This window comes from Pedobacter aquae, assembly GCF_008195825.1.
GTDB classification, from domain to species: domain Bacteria; phylum Bacteroidota; class Bacteroidia; order Sphingobacteriales; family Sphingobacteriaceae; genus Pseudopedobacter; species Pseudopedobacter aquae.
Genome location: NZ_CP043329.1, coordinates 2,215,050 through 2,240,224 on the forward strand (window position 1 = coordinate 2,215,050; position 25,175 = coordinate 2,240,224).

Here is a 25,175-nt window from a genome sequence, read left to right on the forward strand (position 1 = left end):
CTTTTGTTATGATTTTATTAGTAAAGTTTTGCTCCTCTGGAACTGAATTATCAAAAAAGCTTACTCCTTATTTACTTTAACATCCCTAAACATATAAGTATTATCACTTATTCTTAAAGGTTTTCCGCTTAAAATAATAAGATTTTTGATGTTAACTTCTTTGGTTTTCACGTAAGGAAATTTTTCCTGATAAGTTTCATTCATCATTTTAGGATTGAAATTTGCAAAAATTGCAGGTCCGTTATAATCCGACGGAGACTTCTTATCATCAATACGGAGGTTCTCTATGGTGATTTTTTCTGGCATGTAACAGGTATAACCAAAATCATGCTGACCAGAATAAGACCCGCCAATAAGGCTAGCCATTTGAACATTGGAGGGTACAAAAGTACAATTACGAATCATGATCTCACCCTGCCAGGTACTACCATAATCGGGACGTAAGTTGATTAAATGCCTTGAATAGATGGTAGAGTTTTCTAATAAAAATTTTCCTCCGCCAATAGCATTGATACCTTGATGCCCTAAAGTTGAATTTCTGATGGTTGCATTGGCTACACCCATGTGGGCATCAAATCTGGAGAAAGAACATCCATCATACAACAGGTTTTTAGAATAGTTAGAGCCTAGTATGCCCCAATAAGTACTATCGTTAATATTATTGGTTTGACTGCAATTGATAAAAGAAACGTTGAGTGCTTTATTAACAGAAAGATCATAAGTACCCATAGATACCGGAACTCCAGCAGCACCAATGGTTCTATAAACTTTATGGCCCGTGAGAAGCGTATTTTTAACAGTTACATTGGCACAATCGCCTATATTGATGAATCCGCCATAAGGCGCTCCGTTTTCGCCTTCACCAATAATACGATGCTCTAAGCCTTCTACCACAACGTTAGAACGTCTTATCGAAATTCCTCTGCTATAATAGTTATATTTCGCATTTTCTTTATTAGCAATAGTAGTAAAACGCCCTCCTTTTAGGGTTAATATAGTGCTATCCATTGGCAAAGCTGTCATATCTGTAATGGTATTAAAATCCCAAATGATTGGCGCTTTAGCATCTACATAACCATGCTTATCTACTATAAAAATGTCTGTTTGTGCTTTTCCGCTATTTTGGTTTGCACCAAAACGAATGTATTGCTTTACCGTAGCATTGCTTACCGTAACCAGATGAGGACCGCTTAAACTAACATCTATTTTCTCTTGATTTTTTTGAAGAGTGCTTATCCCTTTTAATTTAAAAGATTTAAGGGTAGAGCTTACCATAAAAACTGGCAGATTACGGTTTTCTACTTGGGTATCATCAATCATGAAAGATGCATCGCCAAAATCGGTATTTGTTTGGACAACTACTGTACGCCCTTTACCTCCAATATAATACTTGGCTTTACTATTGGCTTTTACAGGAATTTGGTATTGATTAGCAAAGGCATGAGTTGCAGCTATGGCATCTATATCATCGGTTTTGCCATCTCCTACTGCACCAAAATCGCTATAGCTTACTTGTTTATTTTTTTGAAATTTTTGTAAATCTTGTGGAGAAACATTGATCAATAATTCTCCCTTATCACCAGTGCTTACTTCGGTTTTACTGTTGTTTGAGGTAATGGTTGCACTTGTACTATTGGATTGCCCGTAGGCTAAACTAAAGGAAAAAAATACTAAAATTAGTAGCCTGTGCTTCATCATGATTTTGTTATGTATAGAGGTTTAATAAGTGATTTAAAGCCTTTTGACTTTAATATTTGAAGATAGTTTAAATTTTAGTATTTGTGAGGTGAGAATTTATTTTTCTATTTCCTCTTCTAACAGATTTTCTTCCGCTATTAAAATAAGTAAGGAGTTACAAGTTTTTAAGTCTATTTCTCATAAAAAAATCTTTAAAAGATAAACTCAATTAACAGCTTTTGCCAAAGGTTAAAAGAGTAGAAAAAGTATCATTTACAAAACCTTTTTGTTTAGAATTTTAATTAAGTTTAAGCACAATCCCGAAGGGATGAAAATATTATAATCACCTTTGAAAATTAAAATCAACCCCGAAGGGGTGAAATAAATACAACCTATGGCAGGTACCTACGCTCAAATTTACATCCAATATGTTTTTGCTGTAAAAGGCAGACAAAATATTTTACAACTACCTTGGCGAATCGAGGTTTTCAAATACATAAGTGGGATTATAGAAGCAAAAGGGCAAAAATCTATTATAGTAAATGGAGTTACATACCATGTTCATGTATTTGTAGGCTTAAAACCTTCTATGAATATTTCTGATTTAATTAGAGATATAAAAAACAATTCATCAAAATTTATTAATCAACAAGGCTGGGTAAAAGGTAAATTTTCTTGGCAAGAGGGCTACGGAGCTTTTTCTTATGCTCATTCTCAAGTAGATAATGTATATCAATATATTTCAAATCAAGAGGAACACCACCAAAAGAAAACTTTTAAAGAGGAGTATCTAGATTTTCTTTAAAAATTTGAAGTAAAGTATGATGATAGATATATCTTTGATGATTTAGAATAATCATATCACCCCCTTCGGGGTTTCTTAAACAAGTATAGTCCTGTTTTTATAATGATATCAGCCTTTCAGGCTTTTACTTTATATGGTTACTTATTCTTATGTTTTATAAGTGGATTGTGTTGCTTTGTTGTATGATGATATTAAGCTTTTACATCAAACAACGAAATTGCTTAACAAATATCACCTTTGCTTTTTTAATACTCAAATCATTCCATCCATCAAAAAAAATCTCTCTCTTGGCTAAATATTTGATAGTTATACCGCACAATCCATTCATATTAAAAAAATACAGTTATGAAATTTACAAGAAAAGCATCTGCTAATTGGAAAGGTACAGGTAAAGAGGGAAGTGGAAATATTAGTACAGAGAGTACGGTCTTAAATAACGCTCAATTATCTTACAAAACTCGTTTTGAAGATGGTATTGGCACCAACCCAGAAGAATTAATTGCAGCAGCCCATGCGGGTTGTTTTACCATGCAGTTGAGCTTCTTAATATCAGAAGCAGGCTTTACACCAGAAAATTTAGATACAGTTGCTAAAGTACAATTGGAAGATGGCAGCGTTAACCTCATTACCCTAGAGTTGAGTGGCGCCGTACCAGGAATTTCTGCTGAAGAATTTGAGCAATTAGCACAGAAGGCAAAAGAAATATGCCCTATTTCTAAGCTTCTTGATACAGAAATCACTTTAACTGTTACTTTACAAGAATTGTCTTAAAACAGAAAACGCAGCTATTAAAACTGCGTTTTCTTACCCAATTTTAGGAATTGGGCTTAACTAACACTTTATTGTTTAATCAATTTGAGGTAGCAATAACGGTCCCGCAGCCTAACATATTTTTAGGGTAGTATGGGTTTTTGATTTCTTTTGAAAGGCTTAACCATTTAACACCTGTCATTGGGCATCTTTGTAAGTAAAGCGTTGAGCCTTTGGTTTTATTTACCAATGGCCATATTTCTGCCGAAATACCTTCAAAATACTGTCTTTGTAAGTTGATATTTCCTGTTTTAGATAAGGATGCAGCATACTTAACTATTTTGGCTTTCGCCGAGTTTAGCTTGGCTAAAGTATCAGGATGATTAGCTTTAACAGGCATGTCTTTAAGCAATTTACTTAGTTGCGCACTTGATACTTTGGCTGCTAAAGAGTCTGAAACTACCAACTGATCTTTTAATTGTAGATAAGCATTTAAAGCTCCAGATTTTACACTTTTATCTTGTGCCGATACCATTTGTGTAGCAAATAAAAAGGCTACGAATAAGATTTTCTTCATGTTGATACTTATTTATCTTCTTTAGGATTTAAAATTTTATCGATTTCTTTTATACAAGCTTGAAAATGCAATTGATCTAATTTACTGCTTGAAACAAGCGTTTGGATATGACTTTTCAGCTTCATAGCATGTTCTTTGGCATAAAGCGGCACATCACTTTTAAAAGTAAAACCAGATTCTTTCATGTCTTTTACTTCTGGGTTTACCAAAGCTTTTAACCTCTCTAGGTATAACCTCTGGAAAGCTCTTCTATAAACAGCAGCCTCTGCAACGTTTTCTTTCTTCCAAATGACAGGAATTAAATCATTCAAATATTCATCTGCCGGATATTTAGCTTCATGAGCTGTAGGCTTACTGATGTTGATGACTAAACCTGAACTTAAAAGCATATTTACTATTTGACCCTGCATTTCAGGTATTCTTTTTAATGGATCTGCCTCAATTTTAGAGCTTATAGTCTCTGGAAACAACCATAAAGGCGAGCTAAATAACTGCATATCTAAATAAGTTAGCCCCTCTTTCACCATACTTTTAGGGATAGGTGTAAAAACTGGCCCTTCTTGCTCATAAGTTTTTAAATTGATATAATAATTGCCAAAATTCTTCATCACATGATATAGGTATCTTGAATACTGGGTAACCACTTGCTTGTGCATGCGCTCTAGGTTGGTATATAAATTACCATCCTCATAAGTCCACTGTGGTAGGTTTTCAACTACTCTTTTCAAGTTTTTAATACCATAATTGCTTGCTTTAATGGCATTATCTCCTAAATCCTCACGTTGCGATCGTGGGTCGGCATCTTTACCTTCGCCACCAAACCATAATTTGGGATTTTTCTTTAAGCTCTCTATCGTAAGCTTATTCAAAATTTTAGTTTCCTCTTCTAATGGCTTATAAAACCTGCGGTAACCCCATTCTATAGCCCATTTATCATAAGCACCTATTCTTGGAAAAATACCTTTAGGACCTATTTGGTCTTCTGGTTGCGCTACATAATTAAAACGAGCATAATCCATAATAGAATTGGTATGTCCATTCGCTTCTACCCATTTCTTATCTCTTAATAACTCTACCGGCGTTTGGCTGCTAGCCCCCATATTATGCCTTAAACCAATGGTATGACCAATTTCATGGGATGATACGAAACGAATTAACTCGCCCATTAATTTATCATCAAAAACCATTCTCCTGGCTCTTGGGTCTAGCGGACCAGCCTGTATCATATACCAATCGTGTAATAGGCTCATTACATTATGAAACCAGCCCACATGACTTTCAATAATTTCTCCACTTCTAGGGTCGCTGATGCGAGGGCCATAAGCATTTGGTGTTTCTGAAGCATAGTATCTGATGACAGAGAAACGAGCATCTTCTAAACTCATGCTAGGGTCGTTCTCAGGCCATTCTTTAGCAAGAATAGCTTTCTTAAAACCAGCAGCTTCAAAAGCTTCTTGCCAGTCTTCAACCCCAGCCATTAAATAGGGTCTCCATTTCTTAGGTGTGGCAGGGTCTATATAAAATACAATTGGATTTTTAGGCTCTACCAATTCGCCTCTTAAATACTTTTGTATGTCTTGCTCACGAGGTTCTAACCTATAACGTTGAATAAACTCGGCACTTTTGCTGCCTTGGTCATCATCATTAAAAGTGAGAATTTTATTAGCGAAATAACCTACACGCTCATCAAACATACGCTTCATCATAGGTACTTTAGGCAACAATACCATAGAAGTATTAAGCTCTAAAGTAATATTACCGGTTAAAGCACCAGCCCCTACCGTTGATGAACTTGCGTTATACGTTTTGGTTGTTCTTACCTCTAGGTTAATAGGGTAAGCATGAATGCTATTGATGAAAGATCTATCATCAGCCAAGCCAGATAATTTTTTATCCGTTTTGATACTCGCGGCAAGCGAAACAACAGCATTATCCTTTTTGAAAAAATCAGTTACCTCTATAACATGTCTGTTATTTTTAGGATTAACAGTTTTAATATCAAAAGCTGCTACAATAGGGTTTAACCTTGATGCCGAAACTGCCCTGTAAATAGCTTGAGTAGAATCTTTACTTTCTTGCTTATAAACTTCTGATCTGATAAAAATCCTGTTGTCTGGAGCTTTTTCAAAATAGATGGTTTGCTCGTTCACTTTCTCTCCGCCAAATAAACCAAAACCTTGTGGGGTAGCGGTTAACCTGGTAATGGTTAAGATAAGTCGGTTAAACAAACTGTCTGGTATCTCGAAGAAGTATTTACCGTCGAAATTTTTAACGGTAAATAATCCTTCTGTGGTAATGGCTTTGTCCGGAATAATGTCTTCATACTTCTTTTTTCCTTTTGTGCTGGTACTTGTTTTTGTACTATCACTTTTTGTTTCTACACTTTGTGCAAAACCAATTTGAATTAAAAAAGAGAAGAAAACGATGCTGATGATGAATCTCATGTATTTTTTATGGGTTAAAATGGTAATTTCTCGTCGGTGTTAAGTCTTAAATTTGGATTAAGTTTCATCGCATTTAACGGAAATGGAATGATATATAATCTTGAATTTGGCGCTAAAGTATAGGTTTGCCTAGGCACTGCTGTGCTTACAAGCGGATATGTTCTGGTTAAAGTTTTAGCATAGTCTGGCTCATTGTTTAAGCGCTTTAAATCAAAGAAACGATGAAAACCAAAAAGTAGTTCTTTACGTCTTTCGTTTACAATTAATTCCATAGTTGCTTGCCTGGTTGCCGGAACATCTAAATTAACAGTTCCTGAAAGTATTCTTTTAGCTCTTAATTTATTAAGGATAGCAATAGCATCAGTGAAATTATTTTCACGAGCATAACATTCTGCTAACATCAAATGTACCTCGGTTGTTTTTAAGCCTACCGTACCGTAGAAAAATTGGTTAAACCTGATGTTATAATAAGCCGCCCCTGTACCTAAATCTACAAAACTAGCGGTGTTGTTAACAAAGAAAAGGTTAAACCTAGCATCATTGTTTCCAAAAAGGTTTCTTAACTCAGGACTGATTACATAATTAAATCCAAAATTCATTTCGTTATAACCTGTCATGTACATATAACTTAAAATTTCTGGATTATTTGGTGCTATTACAGGTACAGAAGTTGGCCCGCCTCTTCTTGAATAATCAACCAAATCAAAAATCTCATCTTTATAAGATAAAGATTTTAAAGCAGCTTCTTTAGCTTGTGCAATTTCTCTTTTGAATAAGTGTACTTTAGCTTTTAAAGCATATCCGAAAGCAACATTTGGATGATATGGCCCAGCTGGATTTTCTTGTAAGAAAGGAAGCGCTTCATCAATATCTTTCTGGATAAACCTATAAACCTCTTCTACTGTAGATTTTTTAGGCTTTGCTTCCAAATCGTACTTATCCATAATACAAATACCACCATCTGTAGCAGCTGTTGCAGGGTCATAAGCTTTGGCATATACGTTTACCAAGATGAAATGATCAAAGGCTCTTAAAATTTTAGCCTCAGCTTTAGCTAAATCTTTAATACGCTGTTCGCCATCGGTAAATTCAATACCAGAAATTATGGTATTCCATCTATTGATGTAGAAGTAAGCTCTATCGTATAAGTTAGACGAACTTAATAAAGAAACTCTATCTGTCTGTTCGTCAAAAGTAAAGTTGATGATATTGATATTTTTGTTTAGTCCAATAACATTAGACTCTTTCATCCATTGGTCATCTACCAAGTATTGGAAGTTTAAAGTTACATATGCTCTATTTGGAAAAGACACCAACCTGTAATAATCTTGAGTTGAATTTAAGATGACAGCACCTGTTGGGGTAATATCTGTATATTTTTCGCATGATGGAAGTAAAGCCATTACAACCAATGCAAACGCTAATATTTTATTCTTCATTTGTTTAATTTTATTTTCTAATGATGATAAAGCAATCATAATTGTTTTATGCTTAGAAAGTTACGTTTACACCTATTAAAAATGATTTTGGAAGCGGAACGCTATAATTACCAGAGTTTAACGAGTAAGTTTCTGGGTCTATATCATCACCAGCTGCACTAGCATACCATAAATTATTAATCTGACCAGTTAAACGAGCAGATGCTAAACCTACTTTTGTAACCATTGCTCTTGGTAAACTATAAGCCAATGATATATTTCTTAGCTTGATATAATCAGCAGAGAAAACATTTACATCCGCAGCTCTAAACTGAGAGTTGATGGTACTCATGTTACTAAAAATATGGGTAGTAATAGGATAATCTGCCGGTAGTCTTGGTGTAGAACCATCGCTTACGGCTATATTAGCTGCTCTAATATTATTAACATTATCTTGAACTGGGTTTTTACGTAATTTATTACCTCCAGAGTATATAAATAACATTCCTAACTCAAATTGTTTATAAGCAACTCTTTGAGAGAAAGAGCCATTAAACTTAGGAATTAATGTCCCTAAATTCACCAAAGCTCTGTTATCATTTATGGATTTAATTGTACCTGCAATAGGCTGCCCATTAGCATCAAATTGTATACTAGGATTACCATTTTCATCTAATACGTAAGGGTAACCATTAACAATACCACCGTAACGGAAACCATAGAGACTACTAAAAGCATCATTCTCAAAGAAATTAGAATTAGGAGATTGGATATAAGAGAATGGAGTAGGTATTGCTTTATTCACATCCTCTATGATATTCTTATTATACGCATATACCAAAGTAGAGCTTAATTTCCAATCTTTAGTTCTTAACCACTCGCCACCTAAAGTAATCTCTATCCCTTTATTTCTTAAAGCGCCATTATTTAAAACAATGCTAGTAGTACCAACAGTTGGCTCCAGTTCTGTACTTACAATTAAGTCTGAGCTATATCTGTTATACAAATCAATATTTCCGAATAAACGATTGTTAAACAAGGCGAAATCAATACCTAAGTTTGTAGTAGCCGTTTTTTCCCATCTTAACATAGGGTTTGCTAAATTGGTTAGATCCAGAAACTGTAATGATGGGAATAATTGATCGTTCCTTAATCTAAAAGTTGCGTATCTGCTGGTACTTCTATCAGTTCTACCATTTATACCGTAACTACCTCTTACTTTAAGCATTTCTAACCAACTGATGTTGCTTAAGAAATCTTCATTGCTGGCATTCCAACCTAAACCAACCGACCATAAAGGTCTGCTTCTATCGTTAAACTCTACACCAAAAAGGTTGGTTTGGTCTACACGGAAACTACCTGTAACATTATACTTGTTTTTGAAAGTATAGCCAGCATTGGTATAAAAAGAAACATATCTATTTTTAGATTCTTCTTGAAGTCTTGGTGCAACACTTAAAGTTTTTCTACCTCCGTAAATATAACTTGGTAAACCTGTTATGCTTAACTCATTTTCATTGATGATGGTTGATGATAAAGTAACAGGATCGTAACCATAACGAATATCCTGAACAGATCTTGGTGTAAAAGTTTGTCGCATCTCGAAACCTGCTATAGCATAAATAGCATGGGTACCTTCATCAAAACTTTTATCTAAATTTAATTGATTCCTAAAAGTATAAGCATTAGATGCTCTATTTAACTGCTCAAATCTTCCGCCAATAGGTAAACCATAAGTATAGGTATTACTGGCAAAATTGGTTAAAGCATTTGCAGCACTACGTACTTTATAAGAGTTAACATCTAAATAACTTTCTCTTCTAGTCTCATTCAGCTCGTACTGAAACTGAGTGCTATAACTTATAGCTTTAGTAATATTAAATTGCAAATTGGTAAAAGCTCTTAATCCAATTCTTTTGCTGCTTGTTACACCTTCATCTAAAGCATCTAAAACATTAAAACGCGTAGACTTAAAAGCAGGCGTAGCATTTAAAATTCTGGCAACAGCACCATTTATAGGGGTAGCTCCCGCAAAGCTATCGCCAATGTTCACAAAATCTGCCTGCTCTCTGTTTCCATTTTCAGCTATAATACGCTCGTAACGGTTTTGAAGAAATATATTATTGTAAATACCTTCCGTATCATCAGCTAATTGATACTGACCATTTAAACCAACCGTTACATCTAACCATTTTTTAGGCTTGAAACTATTTTTAACATATAGGTTATAGTTTTCGTTGTTATTACCTATAATACGTTCTTTACCTTTATCGTAATTTAAAGACACAAAAGTGTTGCTTTTGGCATTTCCGGTACTTAAAGAAACGTTATAACGTTGTCTAAACTCGTTTTGCCAAACTTGGTCTCTGTACTCTTGCATATAGTCATTTTTGGCCCAGTTACTTAAGGTTTGGTCTACCGCAGCCTGACTAAACAAACCAGCATCTCTGTCTCTATATAATTGATATAAAGGAGAGTAATACCTAATATTTCCGTTAGCTACTGTACCATAAGATTGAAACATAGCATCTGTAGTAGCAACCCTTGATCTTTCTTGGTTATAAAGACGTGTTTCATAATCTATCACCTGTGCTGTAGATGCTAATCCTAACAAGTCTAAATCTGGCTTGGTATTGATAAAAAAGTCTGAGTTTACAGAAATTTTTGTAGCTCCTTGAGCTTTTTTAGTAGTTACCACGATAACCCCATTAGCAGAACGAGCACCATAAATAGAAGCTCCCGCCCCATCCTTTAGCACCGTTACAGATTCTACATCGTAAGGGTTAATTTGGTCAAGTGTTAATTCTGTAGGTAAACCATCAACCACAATAAGCGGAGCATAATCACCAGACAGCGTAGAGTAAGTAGCTCTACCTCTTATTTCTGGTTGGTCTGCACCTAACCCATTTGGGTTTTTATTATAAACTAAACCTGCTACCCTACCCTCTATGGCGCTTAGTAAATCTACGTTGATGTTTTCATTTAACTTTTTCTCGGTTAAAATGGTCGCAGCAGCTGTAGAGCGCTCTCTGCTAATGGTTTGATAACCATTTACTACAACAGCGCTCAACTCTTCTGCATTAACCTGCATTTGTAAAGAAACATAAGCTGGATTTTTAGATACAGAACGCTCTTCCGTAGCATAGCCTAAATAACTAAACACCAAATACAGATGGGTTGTCTGATAGATTGATAGAGAAATTTCCATTCGCATCAGTAAGAACAAAATTATTGCTGCTCTTATTTTTAACTACTACACCCGGTATAGCTTGTTTATTTTCATCTATCACCAATCCTTTAGCCGTAAAGCTTTCTTTAGCTGATGCTTTTTTAGGCACTATCACAATGGTGTTTTCTGATAGCGTGTAACTAAAAGTCTGGTTCTGAAAAACAGCATCTAATATTTGTTTCATCCCAGCACTGTTTACCTTTAAACTAACAGGTTTAGCTTGCTGCAAATAGCTTGCATCAAAAACAAATTGATAATTGGTTTTTGATGTAATCTCTGTTATAACTGTGTTAAAGGGAGTGTTTTTAAACTCGAAACTATAAGTTTGAGCATTTGATTTTAATGTTACTAAAACTAAGAATAGCGGTACTAATAAGAACTGCAAACATAGTTTAGCGGTAAGTGAATAGGTTTTGTGGGGTTGTTTCATATCATACGTTTTGGTTAAATTTTAATTTTTCATTGTTCTATGCTAAGTTTCCTCCCTTCAAGCTTGAATTTCACATCGGTAGTAAGTGATATCATTTCTAAAACTTTCTGCATGTCTACATTTCTATTAATTTTCACGTATAGATTTCTTTCTGGTAAACTATCATAGTCTACTTCTATGTTATACCATCTGGCTAGTTTTTGCATCACTACATCAAACGGAACATTATTAAATAAGAATAAATTATTGGTCCAGGCGGCAGATTCTTCTGTATCTACATCAGCAATGGTTAAACCGCCCTTGTTAAATAAAGCTTGTTGATTGGGTTTTAAAAGATTGGTTTTGTTATTACCCGGATAATCTATAGCAACACTTCCCTCTAGTAGCGTAGTTTTTATTCCTTTATCTTCCGGATAATTACTCACATTAAACTTGGTACCCAAAACTTTCACCTGCATACCATTAATATCTACTATAAATGGTCTTTTGGCTTGATGCGCAACTTCAAAATATGCTTCGCCATCTAACTTAATACTTCTGGTATTACCCCTAAAGCCTGCTGGAAAATATAGTCTTGATTCTGAGTTCAACATCACCTTTGTTCCATCGCTCAGCGTAATTTTATATTGGCCACCTCTTGGGGTTTTAATGGTTTGTAAAGCAACAATTTCTGTACTGTCTGCACCTTCATTGATATGATAAGTGATGGAACCATTTTTATGATGGATGATAGAAATACCTGTCTGTCTGTAAATTTCACTTTCACGCTTATCATCCAAAAAGATCTTTTTACCATTAATCTCTAATAAGGCTATATTTTTTCCTGGCTTAATGGGGTTTATTGGCAGATTTTTAGGATAAAATAAATAAGCAACTACACTTATCAGTACTAAAACTGCGGCAACTCTTAAATAAGTAGGAATAATAAAGCGTTGATTTTTTTGCGCAACAACTTGCTCTTCTTTTATTTTATTGATGATTTGCAAACGTAAACGTTCTAAATGTTGCTCATCTGTAAACTCAGTTTGATTTTGATTGGATACAAAAGCCTCCTTGATCTCATGTTTAAGAGATGCTTCACTTTCATTTTTAAAGTGATCCATCAATTTTTCAAGCTCAAGCTTGGTGATGGTATTAGATAAGAATTTACGGTAAAGTGCTTTAAATTTCATACTATCTTAACATGATATATCCTAAATACGCTCGAAAAGAAAAAACACACTATTGCTGTTGCATATTTTTTTTAAAAAAATTGATTTCAGGAAAGAATTAGCTTTGTAAAAGACAAAATCACGCATACAAAAGCTACAATTACGCAGTTTTAGCAACTAAAATTTTATTTCTGACGAGAGAAAATAGAAAGCTAGATTATTTTCTTAGGTATAAACCAATGCAAATCATTAAAAACTCTTGAGAATGCAAAAAAACATACTCTTTTATGCTTTTTGTTGCCGCTACCAATTGGTTACTTACAGTAGATGGACTTATCTGTAAGATATCTGCAACTTCTTTATAACTCTTATCTTCAAATTTACAGAGTTTAAAAATCTCTCTCCTTTTAGGGCTAAGTGTTTCTAAAGCGGCACTCAAGATAGCGTTACGTTCTTTGTTGAGCAGGTAATCTTCTGTTTCTGAGTAAAGATTGTTAAAGCTCTCTATAAAGTAATCTTGCATTTTTTTATCATGCGCAAGCTTACGATAATAATCATATACCACATTTTGGGCAATGGTGTATAGCCAAGCTTTAAAAGATTTATCGGGGTTGATGTTAGCCCTGTTAGACCAAATTTTGAGAAATATGTCTTGAAGTAATTCATCAGCAATATGCTCATACTTAGTCATCAAAAATATTTTCCGATAAATAAGACTGCTATACTTCTGGTAAAGCAAATTAAAAGCATTTTGGTCTCCTTTAACCAAATCTTTAACTAGCTCACGCTCATCATCACCAGAAGCTTCAACAATATGAGACATATAAATTAATTGATTAATCTCGCTAATTAAGGAATAAATAAGCTAATAAAGACTATCCTCAACAATAAATCCTCAACAATTAAATAAAGGACTTAAATTTAATGAAATTTAAAATTGTAAAGAAGAAGGATGTAATTTATAATCCTTGTTTTATATCATACCAAAGTTGTACTAAGCCTGTTGGGTAAGTTTCGCTTTTTTTAAATTTCAACTTCTGCTCTAGTCTGCCATTCTTAAACAGGCTTTTTCCACTTCCTAATAAATGCGGAATGATAGAAATAATCATTCTATCTATCAATTGGTGTTTCAATAATTCATCCACAATCTCTGCTCCTCCATCACAATAAATATCTTTCCCTTCTTGCTGCTTTAATTCATGCACCAAAGCCACAACATCATCCCGGTAGGTGATGTGCTGTATGTCTCCTTTTCTTTGTCTAGACATCACGTATATCTTCTTGTCGGGATAGAGAAGTTCATCTCCGAAGGTTAAAATCTTATCAAATGTTTTTCTACCCCAAATTACGGTATCAATGCTATCCATAAAAGCTTGGTGACCATAGTCTTCCCCGGCAGACTCAACCATAGATAAAAAACCAATATCATCAGATTCTGTAGCTATGTATCCATCTAAGCTCATCGCTATATAAAGATTAACTTTTCTCATAAGACTTCCTGTATAAAGGGTAAATGAATATTATTCTTGAGATACTTCTAAAATAAAAAAACCCAAAAACATAAGTCTTTGGGTTTTATGAATAAAGTACTTGGTTAATTATTTACCAGTAGCTTTATTTTTAGTTTCTTGAACTTCTAAACGAATAGCTTGAGCTAAGTTTTTTAAGTCTTGCATTCCTTTTCTTACTCTTGTACCAGCAGCGCTGTTACCTTTGTTGTAAAATTTGTCAGCATCACCTTCTAGTTCTGCTACTAATCTTTTTACTTCTTCGAATTGTTTCATTTTAAAATACTCCTTTTTTTATTTATGATGGTTAGTAATATTGTTTACTTATAGCTAATGTATAATGTTTTTTTGTAAAAAAAAATATTATACGAGGTAATTAATGCCCCTTAAAACGCTTTTTTTTCCACAAACATCAAGGTTTTAACAATCTGCTTTAAATCATCCCTCATTAACCGACTCATAATCAACATTATAACAAAACATAATTAAACAAAAATGCCCCTGCGTTTATTACAGGGGCATTTATATTTTTTTCTAATTTTTAAGCTTCAACAGCCTTATTTTCTTTGTATAAGCCTTTATTAAGCTTGTCTCCTACCTCGCTAAATGCGCTTAAAGTACGCTCTACGTCTTCTAAAGTATGCATAGCTGTTGGGATTAAACGTAGCATAATTAATCCTTTAGGGATAACCGGATATACCACAATAGAGCAGAAGATACCATAGTTTTCTCTTAAATCCATGGTGATAGCTGTAGCGTCTGATAATTCTCCTTTTAAGAATACAGGTGTTACCACAGAATCAGTATTACCAATATCAAAGCCTCTTTCTCTTAAACCTTTTTGTAAAGCCGTAGCAATAGTCCAAAGTTTATCTTTTAATTCTGGCTTGCTTTTTAAGAGCTCTAAACGCTTTAATAAACCCATTACCATTGGCATTGGCAAAGATTTGGCAAAGGTCTGAGAACGCATATTATAGCGTAAATAATTGGTGATTTCTTCCGTAGACGCTACAAAAGCACCAATGCCTGCCATAGATTTTGCAAATGTTCCAAAATAAACATCTACTCCTGCTATAGAATTTTGGTGTTCATGTGTACCAGCACCCGTTTTACCCATCGTACCAAAACCATGAGCATCATCAATTAACAAGCGGAATTTAAATTCTGACTTAAGAGCAACTACTTCACTTATTTTACCTTGTGCACCAGACATTCCAAATACACCTTCGGTAATAACTAAAATACCACCTCCAGATTGCTCTGTAAGTTTTGTAGCTCTTTCTAATTGCTTGCGTAAGCTATCCATATCATTATGTTGATATACGAAGCGCTTACCCATGTGTAAACGAACACCATCTATAATACAAGCATGAGATTCTGCATCATAAACAATAACATCATTTCTGTCTACAAGCGTATCAATAATAGATACCATACCTTGATAGCCATAGTTTAACAAGAATGCATCTTGAAAACCTGTAAACTCCGCTAATTGCTTTTCTAATTCCTCATGGTTGTTAGAGTTACCAGACATCATTCTGGCACCCATAGGATAGGCCATACCATAATCGGCAGCAGCTTTTGCATCAGCCTCTCTTACTTCAGGATGGTTAGCTAAACCTAAATAGTTGTTTAAGCTCCAAACTAAATGTTCCTTGCCTCTAAATTTCATATGAGGTGCAATCTCTCCCTCCAATTTCGGAAAAGAAAAGTAACCATGAGACCATTTTTGGTGTTGACCAAGAGGCCCCATATTTTTAGCTATCTTATCAAAAATATCCAATGTGATGTATTTTTTGTGTGTTATTAAAATATTAATTTGCTGCAAATTTACTTTAATTCATTGATAAACAAAACCTATTAGCACAATGAAGAAAATATGGCATTAAAATTAAAAAGCCATTCGTTTAACAGAATGGCTTTAAATTGGTTAATGCAAAGGTTAATCTACATTATCATGAAGAAATGAATTATTTGGTCTTATTTCTGTTTGACCATCTTCATTGCTTAAAGTAAATCTTGATACCTGAGATTCAGAAGAATGTGGCACATCTTTCAACTGCATTTGTTTTCTTTTGTAAGCTGGCTCGTTTTCCAACTCTTGTAAACCGCTTGTTGATCTCAGTTTCATACTTAAGTCTTTTAATCTTAAGATACGTTCTTTAGACTTCCTCAATTGTTCTTCAATAGAGTCATCTGTTTTATACTCATCTACCTGCTGTACAGGTTCTGGTGTAACTTGGATAGGTTCCTCTTCTTTAAAAGTATCTTCTACTTGATTAGCCTGAGGAATAGAAAAATTATAAGCTGGCTCTTCTATTTTAAGATTAAACTCAAAAGCGTGTTCTTGTTCCTGAGTTTCTTCTTGTGCTGGCTCCTCTTCTATCAATTGATGTCTAATGGTATCAGTATCCTTATTTACAGGCGTTTGCTCTGGTTGTGCAAACATGCCACCAAATAAATCTGCCTGAGGCAAAATACTTTCTTTTGGTTTAGCAATTTCTTGAGTTATTTGAGGTTCTTCTACCTGAGGTTTAGCTTGTACAAACTCATTAACCGGTCTGATTAAAGGCGTATCAGAAGTTAAAAACTGTTTTTTAGGTGCACTTTGCTGTGTCTGTACCCTTTCTTCTCTGGTTTGGAAACCTGTAGCTATAATGGTTACAGATATTTTATCTCCTAGAGAAGCATCATTACAATTACCCCAAATTAAATCTGCCGATAAACCAGCTTGGTCTTGAATAAAATCAGTAATAATACTTACTTCATCCATGGTAACCTCTTTGTCTCCAGAGCTGATATTTAATAGGATGTATCTTGCACCTTCTATTTCATTATCTTTTAATAATGGAGATAATAAAGCGCCCTCCACAGCTTTTAAAGCTCTGTTTTCGCCTTCTGCTGCATAACTTCCCATGATGGCTACACCGCTTTCTTTCATAACGGTACGCACATCTTTAAAGTCGACGTTTATATAACCCGGTACGGTAATAATTTCTGCTATACCTTTTGCTGCGGTAGTTAAAATATCATCAGCCTGGCCAAATGCAGAGCCTAATGTTAGGTTACCAAATATCTCACGCAATCTATCATTAGAAATTACTAGGTAAGAATCAACATATTTTTTTAATTCTTCTAGTCCTTCTTCTGCTTGCATTCTTCTACGTTTACCTTCAAAGGAGAAAGGTGTAGTAACTATAGCAACGGTTAATATATCTAGCTCTTTAGCCGCTTTCGCGATGATAGGACTAGCCCCGGTACCTGTACCACCGCCCATTCCGGCAGTAATAAAAAGCATACGGGTATTAGCGCCAAGCATTTCTTTAACATCGTCTATATTTTCTATAGCCGAGTTTTTTCCAACTTCTGGAATAGAGCCTGCACCCATTCCTTCTGTTAAACTTGCCCCTAATTGTACTTTGTTAGGAATAGGACTGAGTTCTAAAGCCTGAGCATCGGTATTACATATGATGAAGTCTACACCAGTAATTCCTTGCCTGTACATATGGTTAACAGCGTTACCACCGCCACCACCAACACCAATAACTTTGATTATTGATGATTTTTCTTTTAACATTTCAAACTGCATATCCTTTATTATCAGCTTTTAAGCGTTTTGTAAAATTGAATTATTCCTACATGTAATATTAAAAAATATTCCACAACAGTTATCCACAAATGTTAATAGTGTGGAAAACTTCCTGATTGTTGAAAATTATTTAAGAAAATCCTGATCGCTAATATCATCCTTAATAAATTTCTTAGTCCCTTCAAGTAAAGAAGCAAATAAACCTCTGTTTTTCTTCGAGCTGCTTTCTGCAACAGAAGAAACAGGTGCAGAAGATGAAACTTTATAATCTTTCTGCAATTCGCTTTCTACTTTCTCAATACCTTTTATCAACAAACCGATACCTGTTGCATACATTGGGCTTTTTAAATCCTCATAAATATTCTTAGGCAATTCTTCATTCTTTGCCAAGTGCTCATTAGGGTAACCAATTCTGCAATCTAAACCTGTTACATATTCTACCAATTGCGATAAATGCTTTAACTGCGCACCACCACCAGTTATTACAATTCCGCCTATTAATTTTTTCTCGTAACCTGATGATTTAATCTCATAATAAACATGGTCTATGATTTCTTCCATCCTAGCTTGTATCACATAAGCTAAGTTTTTAACCGATATTTCTTTAGGCTCTCTTCCTCTCAATCCTGGAACACAAATAATCTCATTTTCTTTATTTTCTTCTGCTAATGCAGAACCAAATCTGGTTTTTAACAATTCGGCCTGATTGCGCATAACAGAGCACCCTTCTCTGATATCTTCAGTTACGCTATTTCCTCCGAAAGGAATAACTGCAGTATGTCTGATCAAGCCTTCATGGAAAATAGCCACATCAGTTGTACCACCACCAATATCAACCAAAACAACACCAGCTTCTTTTTCTTCTTCGCTCAATACAGATTCTGCGGAAGCTAAAGGCTCTAATATTAAATCCTGAGTTTCTAAACCACCTTGCACCACACATTTCATGATATTTTTAATAGCCGTTACTTGCCCAGTAATGATATGAAAGTTTGCTTCTAAACGCACTCCAGCCATACCAACAGGGTCTTTTATACCCGGCTCATTATCTACCGTAAATTCTTGCGGTAATACATGTATAATTTCCTCTCCTGGGTTCATCGCTAGTTTAAACATATCGTCTATTAACCTATCGATATCTTTTTTAGAGATTTCATTACTGAGGTCTTTTCTTGTTAAAATACCACGGTGCTGCAAGCTTTTGATGTGCTGCCCAGCAATACCAACATTAACAATTTTAATGTCAACATTAGATTGTGAACTGCCCTCTTCTACTGCTTGGGTGATACCCTTAACGGTTTTTGCAATATTAGAAACCACGCCACGGGTAACTCCGGCAGATTCTGCCTTACCCAAGCCTAAAACTTCTATTTTACCGTGTTCGCTTCTTCTGCCCACGATAACACAAATTTTAGTGGTACCAATATCAAGACCTACTACAATGGGTGATACTTTGGATTGTTTAGTAATGCCTTTTTCCATGTCTATAATGTATTTTGTATTGAATCTTTTGCTATTTCTTTTATTTCTTCTTTGCGTAAGCTATCTCTTAACTGTTGCTGTTCAAACTGAGTTCTTAAGATGGTAGAATCGCTTTTTTGGCAAACTATTTGGCCTTTAAATTTTAAACTTACTGATGAGTAAGTATCCCAACCTACGTAAGGGATGGCCTTTTTATAGAAAACCAATAATCTCTTAAATTTATCTTCAATATCATTTCCATCTCCGAAAATGATTTTTTGCTTACCCACTCTAGGAACCAGCTCTATTTCTTTTTTATCATTTACATAAAGCTGTACAAATTGCTCGTTCCATAAAGAATCCTTTGCAATATGTACGGCCACTTTAAATAGGTCTTTAGCCAAGGTAGTTCTTAGGGTATCAATTTTACCGCTAAAGCCTTCTAATATCATTCCGTTTGCAACTAATACTCTAGCCGTAAAATGCTCTGATAATGGGATTTTCAATCCGTTTTGATCTATATAATAATCTTGACCAGCGATGTTTAACATCCTTAAAATTGGTACTCGCTGCCTAATATTTGCATGGATAACCCCATTCATATCGGCAAAAACATTGGCGTATTCTATAAAAGGATTGGCTTGTAACCTATCCTCTAAGCTTTGTAAATCGATATTATCTAACCTTCTACCCACCAATAAACCATTTTTTGAAACCAGTATCTCATCAACCTCAGCTCTTTCTATAAAATATTGATTGCCAGGTAAGATTACTTTTACCTCCCTGCAAACTGTTTCTACCTTTTTAGTTTCGATAAAACTCATCAGCACCACTAAACCGCTCAGACTTACTAGCCAGAGAAATATAGCACCTACCAATTTCCATTTTATCTTTTTAAGCATTTGTAAATAAAGTATGTAAAGGTTTAACCAATGTATCTATATCGCCAGCGCCAACAGTTACCAATAACTCGGGATTTAAACTTCTAAGCAATTGCAAAGCTTGCTCTTTAGAGCATCTGATAACTTTATCTGAATTTATTTTTTGAGCTAAGAAATCACTATCAACACCCGGTATAGGCAATTCTCTTGCCGGATAAATATCTAAAAGCAGCAATTCATCCGCGGTAGCCAAAACTTCTGCAAAACCGTCTGCGAAATCTCTGGTTCTGGTAAATAAATGAGGCTGAAAAACAACTGTCAGCTTTTTATCTGGATATAAGGTTCTTACAGCTTTGAAACAAGCTCTTAACTCTTCTGGGTGATGCGCATAATCATCTATATAAATTCTTTTAGGCTGTTTGATGATATACTCGAAACGTCTTTTTACACCTTTAAAACTGGCTAAGCCTGCTCTTATATCTTCTATGGATATCCCCATTAAAAGGGCAACTTGTATAGCTGCCACTGCATTTTCTATATTGTGCTGCCCAGCCAATCCCAATACCAGATTCGGCATTTCTAACTCTTGATTTTTGAAATCAAATTTAAACTCACCAGCTTCAACCCTTATATTTTGTGCGTAAGCATCAGCTTGGGTGGTTAAACCATAAGTAGAAGTTCCTGCTAGTGGCAAGCCTTTACGAACAAATAATTTACCATCGGTTTTTACTTGCCCGGCAAATAGTTTGAAAGAGTCTATCAGATGACTTTCATCACCGTAAATATCAAGATGGTCTGCATCCATAGAGGTTACTACGGCAACATCAGGATGTAGGGTTAAGAAAGATCTGTCATACTCATCGGCCTCAACCACCATCACATTATTTTTACCGATGATGATATTGGTATCATAATTAGAGCTGATACCTCCTAAAAATGCAGAGCAGTCATTCCCACCATTTAACAATAAATGTGTTATTAAGGTACTGGTTGTTGTTTTACCATGTGTACCTGCCACTGCAATGGTGTACATACCAGCAGACAGGATACCTAAAACTTGCGAACGTTTATAAAGTGTAAAACCTTTTCTTTTGAAGAAGTTTAACACCACACTATCCTGCGGAATTGCCGGTGTATAAATAATTAAAGTTGAAGAAGAAAGCTCATGAAAATTCATTGGAATATTTTCTTCCAAATCTTCATAACGTACTGGGATACCTTCATCAGCAAGGCTTAAGGTAAGCGGGGTAGCTGTTTTATCATAGCCACATACCACACAGCCTCTTTTATGGAAATAACGGGCAAGACCACTCATGCCAATACCGCCAATTCCGATAAGGTAAACCCTTTGTATGTCTTCTAATTTTATCATGCTATAATGCAATATTTAATACTTCTTTTGCAATAGTTTCATCTGCCAATGGCAAAGCCAACTCAGCAATATTTGAAGATAAACGCTTCATCTTAGCTTCATCTTTTAACAATTTTAAAGTTTGCTCTACCAAATCAGATTCGGCATGTTTATCATCAATTAAAACGGCCGCATCCTTATTTACTAAAGCCATGGCATTTTTAGTTTGATGGTCTTCTGCAACGTTTGGCGATGGCACCAAAATCACTGGTTTTTGCACCAAACATAACTCTGCAATGGTTCCTGCTCCGGCTCTTGAGATAATCACATCTGCCATTGCGAAAGCTAAATCCATACGATTTAGAAATTCAAAAATCCTTATTCCGTTGTCTTTAGGCTGGTTACCATAACTATCTATAATCCCTCGGTAGTAATATTTACCTGTTTGCCAAATCAGTTGTATATCTTGGCTTTGTAATAAAGCCAAACCAGCCATCATACTTTTGTTTAAAGTGCCAGCACCTAAACTTCCACCTACTACTAAAACTGTTTTTTTGGTTTCGTCTAATTCAAAAAATGCTGCCGCCTCTTTTCTTTTGCCTACAATTTGAACCGATTCTTTTCTTACCGGATTACCCGTTTTAATGATACGCTCTGCAGGAAAAAATGTATCCATAGCATCAAAAGCAACACATATTTTTTCTGCTTTTTTTCCCAATAATTTGTTGGTAATACCTGCATAAGAGTTTTGCTCTTGAATGAGATAAGGAATTTTCTTTATGGATGCTGCATACAACAAAGGACCAGATGCATAACCGCCAACCCCTACTACTGCATGAGGTTTAAAATCTTTTATAATTTGTAGAGACTTTCTTATGCTACCTAATAATTTAAAGGGCAATAACAGGTTCTTAGCCAAATTACTTCTTTGAAAACCCTGAATATCTAAACCTATAATACGATAACCAGCAGCCGGAACTTTTTCCATTTCCATTCTTCCTGCTGCACCTACAAATAATATTTCTGTGTCTGGCTGTAAAGCTATCAAAGCATTGGCTATAGCAATAGCAGGGAAGATATGTCCTCCTGTTCCGCCTCCACTGATGATGATTCTTTTTGCCATATTTTTAGTATTGAGTAGATAGTATTGAGTATTGAGACTCATCTGCTATCTGGCTATTTTATTTTTTGATTTAGTGATTTTTGATTGATTACTATCAGCTCTACTAAATTTATTTTGATTTAGTGATTTAAATAATATCAATCTCCCATTCAATCCATCTATCATTCACTAAATATTTACCCCATCGCAGGTATCTCTCCTACAATAACTTTTTCTTCTTTATTGGTTGCTTTTAAATCCGCTTTATATTCTTCAACATCTTTACTAACCGATAATATAATACCAAATGCTACACTTGTAAATAAAATAGACGTACCACCCATACTAACCAGCGGCAAAGGTACACCCGTAACCGGGAATAAATTTACCGCCACGGCCATGTTTGCTAATGCCTGTATAGTTAAACTAAAACCTAAACCAGCAGCTAATAAAGCCCCAAAAGCTTTAGGGGCTTGGGTTACTATCTTGATAATCCTAAACATGAGTAATAAGTATAGGGCTACCACCACAATACCACCAACCATACCGTATTCTTCTATAATGATGGCAAAAATAAAATCTGAATAAGGGTGAGGCAAGAAATTTCTTTGTGTGCTATTACCCGGTCCTTTACCTAAAACACCTCCGCTAGCAACTGCTATTTTTGCTTGGTCTTGCTGGAAAGTTTTATCAGAATGCTGCATTTCTGGATGCATGTAAGCATTTATCCTTGATTTATAGGTCTCTCTACGCGGGCCAAAAAACACTAAAGCTAATAATAGCGACAAGCCTCCTACACAAACAACGGCAATCTGTTTAAAGCTAATTCTGCCAATTAACAAGATTAATATACTAACACCAAACAGCATTAATGCTGTTGATAAATTTGCTAAACCTATTAATATAAAAACCAAACAAACAGAACCCATAATAGGGATAAAAGCTTTCTTTACATCCTTAATATTCTCTTGCTTTTTGGTTAAGGTTCTCGCTAAAAAAGTAATAAGTGCCAACTTAGCTAAATCTGATGTTTGAAAGGTTAAACCTGTACCTGGTATAGCTATCCATCTACTTGCATCATTCATGGTGCTACCAAAAAGTAGCGTATAAAGCAAAAGTGGGATGGTAATAATCATTAAAATTTTTGATATCCCGCCGTAATACCTGTAATTAAGTAAGTGGGCAAAATATATCAAAACAAAACCTATGATGATAAATAACAAATGTTTAAACATTAAAGATTCTGAACCTACACCACGCTTGTATGCCAAGGTACCTGTAGCACTGTAAACAGCTAACACAGAAAGTAACGATAGCAGGATGATGATTAGCCAAATCCATCTATCGCCACGGGTATGATTTAGAATATCTTTAATCATGTTTATGGATATTAAAGTTCTCTTACAGCTGCTTTAAATTGATTACCTCTGTCTTCGTAATTTTTAAATAAATCAAAACTTGCACAAGCAGGAGACAGTAAAACGGTGCTTCCTTTTTTAGCTAAGTGATAGGCTACTTCTACAGCTTCACTTGCAGAAAAAGTATTTACGATAACTTCTACATCGTCTTCAAAAGCATCATGTATAGCTTTATTGTCTTTACCCAAGCAAACTATAGCCTTAACTTTTTGCTTAACCAAGTCTTTAATCATGCTATAATCATTTCCTTTATCTACGCCACCCATAATTAATACCACATCGGTATTAACGCTTTCTAGTGCATACCAGGTAGAATTTACGTTGGTAGCTTTAGAATCGTTGATAAAAGTGATACCTGAAATTTTGGCAACATGCTCCAGACGGTGTTCAATATTTTTAAAGTCACTCATGCTTTCTCTGATGGTTGCATTTCTAAGATCTAAAATCTTAGCTGCTATACCAGAAGCCATAGAGTTGTAAACATTGTGACTGCCTTGCAGTGCTAAATCTGATAATGACATAGTTAATTTATCTGAATGGTTTAGATTAAATGTGATGGTTTGCGCTAAAGCATAAGCGCCATTGGTAACTTCCTTTTTGATAGAAAATGGATGTATTTGAGCTTTAATAGCAAAATCTGCAATTACAGCTTCTGTTTCTGAATCATCGGCGCAGTAGATAAAATGATCTTCTTGCTTTTGATTTTGAGCAATCCTAAATTTAGAGTTCACATAATTGCGCATCTCATAATTATATCTATCTAAATGGTCTGGTGTGATGTTTAGTAAAATAGCTATATCAGCTTTAAACTGATACATATTATCCAGCATGAAACTGCTAATTTCTAATACGTAATAATCAAAGTTTTCCTGAGCAACCTGCTTAGCAAAACTTTTCCCAATATTACCTGCTAAACCAACATTTAAACCTGCTTTCTTTAAAATATGGTAAGTTAAAAGCGTGGTGGTAGTTTTACCATTAGAACCGGTTATACAAATGGTTTTAGCTTTGGTATATCTACCAGCAAATTCTATTTCTGATAGAATGGAAATATTTTTTCTATTAATTTCTTGATTATTGGAGCCTTATCAGGGATACCTGGGCTTTTTACAACCTCGCTAGCATTTAAAATTAAATCTTCAGTATGCTGATTTTCCTCAAAAGGGATATTAAAAGCAGTAAGTTCTGCTTTGTAATGGTCTGCAATAGCACCAAAATCAGAAACAAAAACATCAAAACCATGCTTCTGAGCTAGAATAGCAGCACCAACGCCACTTTCGCCAGCCCCAAGAACAACAAGTCTCTTCGTATTGGAAGAAGTAGTATTTTGTTCTAACGGATTCATATCTTGATGTTTATTACTCATTTAATTTTTACTCTTTGT

At 34.9% G+C, this 25,175-nt stretch carries 21 protein-coding genes; 2 read left to right on the forward strand and 19 right to left on the reverse strand.

Annotation, left to right across the window (positions count from 1 at the left end):
- Positions 1-60: 60 nt before the first annotated feature.
- The gene (locus FYC62_RS09680; protein ID WP_205943705.1) at positions 61-1,698 is read right to left on the reverse strand and encodes a hypothetical protein; all 1,638 of its coding nucleotides are present in this window, start codon (positions 1,696-1,698) and stop codon (positions 61-63) included.
- 373 nt (positions 1,699-2,071) lie between these two features.
- On the opposite strand from FYC62_RS09680, the gene tnpA reads away from it, so the two are divergent.
- Positions 2,072-2,482 carry an IS200/IS605 family transposase gene (gene tnpA / locus FYC62_RS09685; protein WP_149074783.1) on the forward strand — a complete coding sequence of 137 codons (411 nt, stop codon included), beginning with the start codon at positions 2,072-2,074 and terminating at the stop codon, positions 2,480-2,482.
- 345 nt (positions 2,483-2,827) lie between these two features.
- Positions 2,828-3,253 carry an OsmC family protein gene (locus FYC62_RS09690; RefSeq protein WP_149074784.1) on the forward strand — a complete coding sequence of 142 codons (426 nt, stop codon included), beginning with the start codon at positions 2,828-2,830 and terminating at the stop codon, positions 3,251-3,253.
- Between the two features lie 79 nt (positions 3,254-3,332).
- On the opposite strand, the gene FYC62_RS09695 is transcribed toward FYC62_RS09690, so the two are convergent.
- From FYC62_RS09695 to FYC62_RS18030, 18 genes are all read right to left on the reverse strand, one after another.
- Entirely contained in the window at positions 3,333-3,809 is a 477-nt protein-coding gene (locus FYC62_RS09695; protein WP_149074785.1) for a DUF3347 domain-containing protein, read from the reverse strand.
- An 8-nt stretch (positions 3,810-3,817) separates the two neighbouring features.
- Positions 3,818-6,253, reverse strand: coding sequence for a zinc-dependent metalloprotease (locus FYC62_RS09700; RefSeq protein ID WP_149074786.1), 2,436 nt, complete (start codon positions 6,251-6,253; stop codon positions 3,818-3,820).
- A 14-nt stretch (positions 6,254-6,267) separates the two neighbouring features.
- Positions 6,268-7,692, reverse strand: coding sequence for a RagB/SusD family nutrient uptake outer membrane protein (locus FYC62_RS09705; protein WP_149074787.1), 1,425 nt, complete (start codon positions 7,690-7,692; stop codon positions 6,268-6,270).
- Positions 7,693-7,744: 52 nt separating this feature from the next.
- The gene (locus FYC62_RS09710; RefSeq protein WP_240534706.1) at positions 7,745-10,879 is read right to left on the reverse strand and encodes a SusC/RagA family TonB-linked outer membrane protein; all 3,135 of its coding nucleotides are present in this window, start codon (positions 10,877-10,879) and stop codon (positions 7,745-7,747) included.
- Positions 10,827-11,330 (reverse strand): STN and carboxypeptidase regulatory-like domain-containing protein, encoded by a 504-nt coding sequence (locus FYC62_RS17615; protein ID WP_240534707.1) that lies wholly within the window; start codon positions 11,328-11,330, stop codon positions 10,827-10,829. The genes FYC62_RS09710 and FYC62_RS17615 overlap by 53 nt, the downstream gene beginning before the upstream one ends.
- Positions 11,331-11,359: 29 nt before the next feature.
- Positions 11,360-12,502 (reverse strand): FecR family protein, encoded by a 1,143-nt coding sequence (locus FYC62_RS09715; protein ID WP_149074788.1) that lies wholly within the window; start codon positions 12,500-12,502, stop codon positions 11,360-11,362.
- 196 nt (positions 12,503-12,698) lie between these two features.
- Positions 12,699-13,304, reverse strand: a complete 606-nt coding sequence (locus FYC62_RS09720; protein WP_039449058.1) for an RNA polymerase sigma factor — start codon at positions 13,302-13,304, stop codon at positions 12,699-12,701.
- Between the two features lie 136 nt (positions 13,305-13,440).
- Positions 13,441-13,971 carry a dihydrofolate reductase family protein gene (locus tag FYC62_RS09725; RefSeq protein ID WP_149074789.1) on the reverse strand — a complete coding sequence of 177 codons (531 nt, stop codon included), beginning with the start codon at positions 13,969-13,971 and terminating at the stop codon, positions 13,441-13,443.
- Positions 13,972-14,079: 108 nt separating this feature from the next.
- The gene (locus tag FYC62_RS09730) at positions 14,080-14,265 is read right to left on the reverse strand and encodes a hypothetical protein (protein WP_039449053.1); all 186 of its coding nucleotides are present in this window, start codon (positions 14,263-14,265) and stop codon (positions 14,080-14,082) included.
- A 265-nt stretch (positions 14,266-14,530) separates the two neighbouring features.
- On the reverse strand, positions 14,531-15,772 hold the full coding sequence (locus FYC62_RS09735) for an aminotransferase class I/II-fold pyridoxal phosphate-dependent enzyme (protein ID WP_039449256.1): 1,242 nt from the start codon (positions 15,770-15,772) through the stop codon (positions 14,531-14,533).
- A 159-nt stretch (positions 15,773-15,931) separates the two neighbouring features.
- Complete coding sequence (ftsZ, locus tag FYC62_RS09740; RefSeq protein ID WP_149074790.1) at positions 15,932-17,578, reverse strand: cell division protein FtsZ; 1,647 nt, start codon at positions 17,576-17,578, stop codon at positions 15,932-15,934.
- 126 nt (positions 17,579-17,704) lie between these two features.
- Positions 17,705-19,060, reverse strand: a complete 1,356-nt coding sequence (ftsA, locus tag FYC62_RS09745) for a cell division protein FtsA (protein WP_149074791.1) — start codon at positions 19,058-19,060, stop codon at positions 17,705-17,707.
- Between the two features lie 2 nt (positions 19,061-19,062).
- Complete coding sequence (locus FYC62_RS09750; RefSeq protein WP_149074792.1) at positions 19,063-19,941, reverse strand: cell division protein FtsQ/DivIB; 879 nt, start codon at positions 19,939-19,941, stop codon at positions 19,063-19,065.
- Positions 19,934-21,289: a UDP-N-acetylmuramate--L-alanine ligase gene (murC, locus tag FYC62_RS09755; protein WP_149075899.1), complete on the reverse strand. Its 1,356-nt coding sequence runs from the start codon at positions 21,287-21,289 to the stop codon at positions 19,934-19,936. The genes FYC62_RS09750 and murC overlap by 8 nt, the downstream gene beginning before the upstream one ends.
- Before the next feature lie 4 nt (positions 21,290-21,293).
- Complete coding sequence (gene murG, locus FYC62_RS09760; protein WP_149074793.1) at positions 21,294-22,394, reverse strand: undecaprenyldiphospho-muramoylpentapeptide beta-N-acetylglucosaminyltransferase; 1,101 nt, start codon at positions 22,392-22,394, stop codon at positions 21,294-21,296.
- Between the two features lie 176 nt (positions 22,395-22,570).
- Positions 22,571-23,752, reverse strand: coding sequence for an FtsW/RodA/SpoVE family cell cycle protein (locus FYC62_RS09765; protein WP_205943706.1), 1,182 nt, complete (start codon positions 23,750-23,752; stop codon positions 22,571-22,573).
- An 11-nt stretch (positions 23,753-23,763) separates the two neighbouring features.
- Positions 23,764-24,858: a UDP-N-acetylmuramoyl-L-alanine--D-glutamate ligase gene (gene murD / locus FYC62_RS09770; protein ID WP_317131546.1), complete on the reverse strand. Its 1,095-nt coding sequence runs from the start codon at positions 24,856-24,858 to the stop codon at positions 23,764-23,766.
- Entirely contained in the window at positions 24,822-25,157 is a 336-nt protein-coding gene (locus FYC62_RS18030) for a hypothetical protein (protein WP_317131484.1), read from the reverse strand. Before FYC62_RS18030 ends, murD begins: the two co-directional genes overlap by 37 nt.
- Positions 25,158-25,175 lie beyond the last annotated feature (18 nt).

Bases quoted from the DNA above. Each gene is read 5' to 3' on its own strand.
- FYC62_RS09680 (WP_205943705.1), bottom strand. From the start codon at position 1,698: ATGATGAAGCACAGGCTACTAATTTTAGTATTTTTTTCCTTTAGTTTA.
- tnpA (WP_149074783.1), top strand. From the start codon at position 2,072: ATGGCAGGTACCTACGCTCAAATTTACATCCAATATGTTTTTGCTGTA.
- FYC62_RS09690 (WP_149074784.1), top strand. From the start codon at position 2,828: ATGAAATTTACAAGAAAAGCATCTGCTAATTGGAAAGGTACAGGTAAA.
- FYC62_RS09695 (WP_149074785.1), bottom strand. From the start codon at position 3,809: ATGAAGAAAATCTTATTCGTAGCCTTTTTATTTGCTACACAAATGGTA.
- FYC62_RS09700 (WP_149074786.1), bottom strand. From the start codon at position 6,253: ATGAGATTCATCATCAGCATCGTTTTCTTCTCTTTTTTAATTCAAATT.
- FYC62_RS09705 (WP_149074787.1), bottom strand. From the start codon at position 7,692: ATGAAGAATAAAATATTAGCGTTTGCATTGGTTGTAATGGCTTTACTT.
- FYC62_RS09710 (WP_240534706.1), bottom strand. From the start codon at position 10,879: ATGGAAATTTCTCTATCAATCTATCAGACAACCCATCTGTATTTGGTG.
- FYC62_RS17615 (WP_240534707.1), bottom strand. From the start codon at position 11,330: ATGAAACAACCCCACAAAACCTATTCACTTACCGCTAAACTATGTTTG.
- FYC62_RS09715 (WP_149074788.1), bottom strand. From the start codon at position 12,502: ATGAAATTTAAAGCACTTTACCGTAAATTCTTATCTAATACCATCACC.
- FYC62_RS09720 (WP_039449058.1), bottom strand. From the start codon at position 13,304: ATGTCTCATATTGTTGAAGCTTCTGGTGATGATGAGCGTGAGCTAGTT.
- FYC62_RS09725 (WP_149074789.1), bottom strand. From the start codon at position 13,971: ATGAGAAAAGTTAATCTTTATATAGCGATGAGCTTAGATGGATACATA.
- FYC62_RS09730 (WP_039449053.1), bottom strand. From the start codon at position 14,265: ATGAAACAATTCGAAGAAGTAAAAAGATTAGTAGCAGAACTAGAAGGT.
- ftsZ (WP_149074790.1), bottom strand. From the start codon at position 17,578: ATGCAGTTTGAAATGTTAAAAGAAAAATCATCAATAATCAAAGTTATT.
- ftsA (WP_149074791.1), bottom strand. From the start codon at position 19,060: ATGGAAAAAGGCATTACTAAACAATCCAAAGTATCACCCATTGTAGTA.
- FYC62_RS09750 (WP_149074792.1), bottom strand. From the start codon at position 19,941: ATGCTTAAAAAGATAAAATGGAAATTGGTAGGTGCTATATTTCTCTGG.
- murG (WP_149074793.1), bottom strand. From the start codon at position 22,394: ATGGCAAAAAGAATCATCATCAGTGGAGGCGGAACAGGAGGACATATC.
- FYC62_RS09765 (WP_205943706.1), bottom strand. From the start codon at position 23,752: ATGATTAAAGATATTCTAAATCATACCCGTGGCGATAGATGGATTTGG.
- FYC62_RS18030 (WP_317131484.1), bottom strand. From the start codon at position 25,157: ATGAGTAATAAACATCAAGATATGAATCCGTTAGAACAAAATACTACT.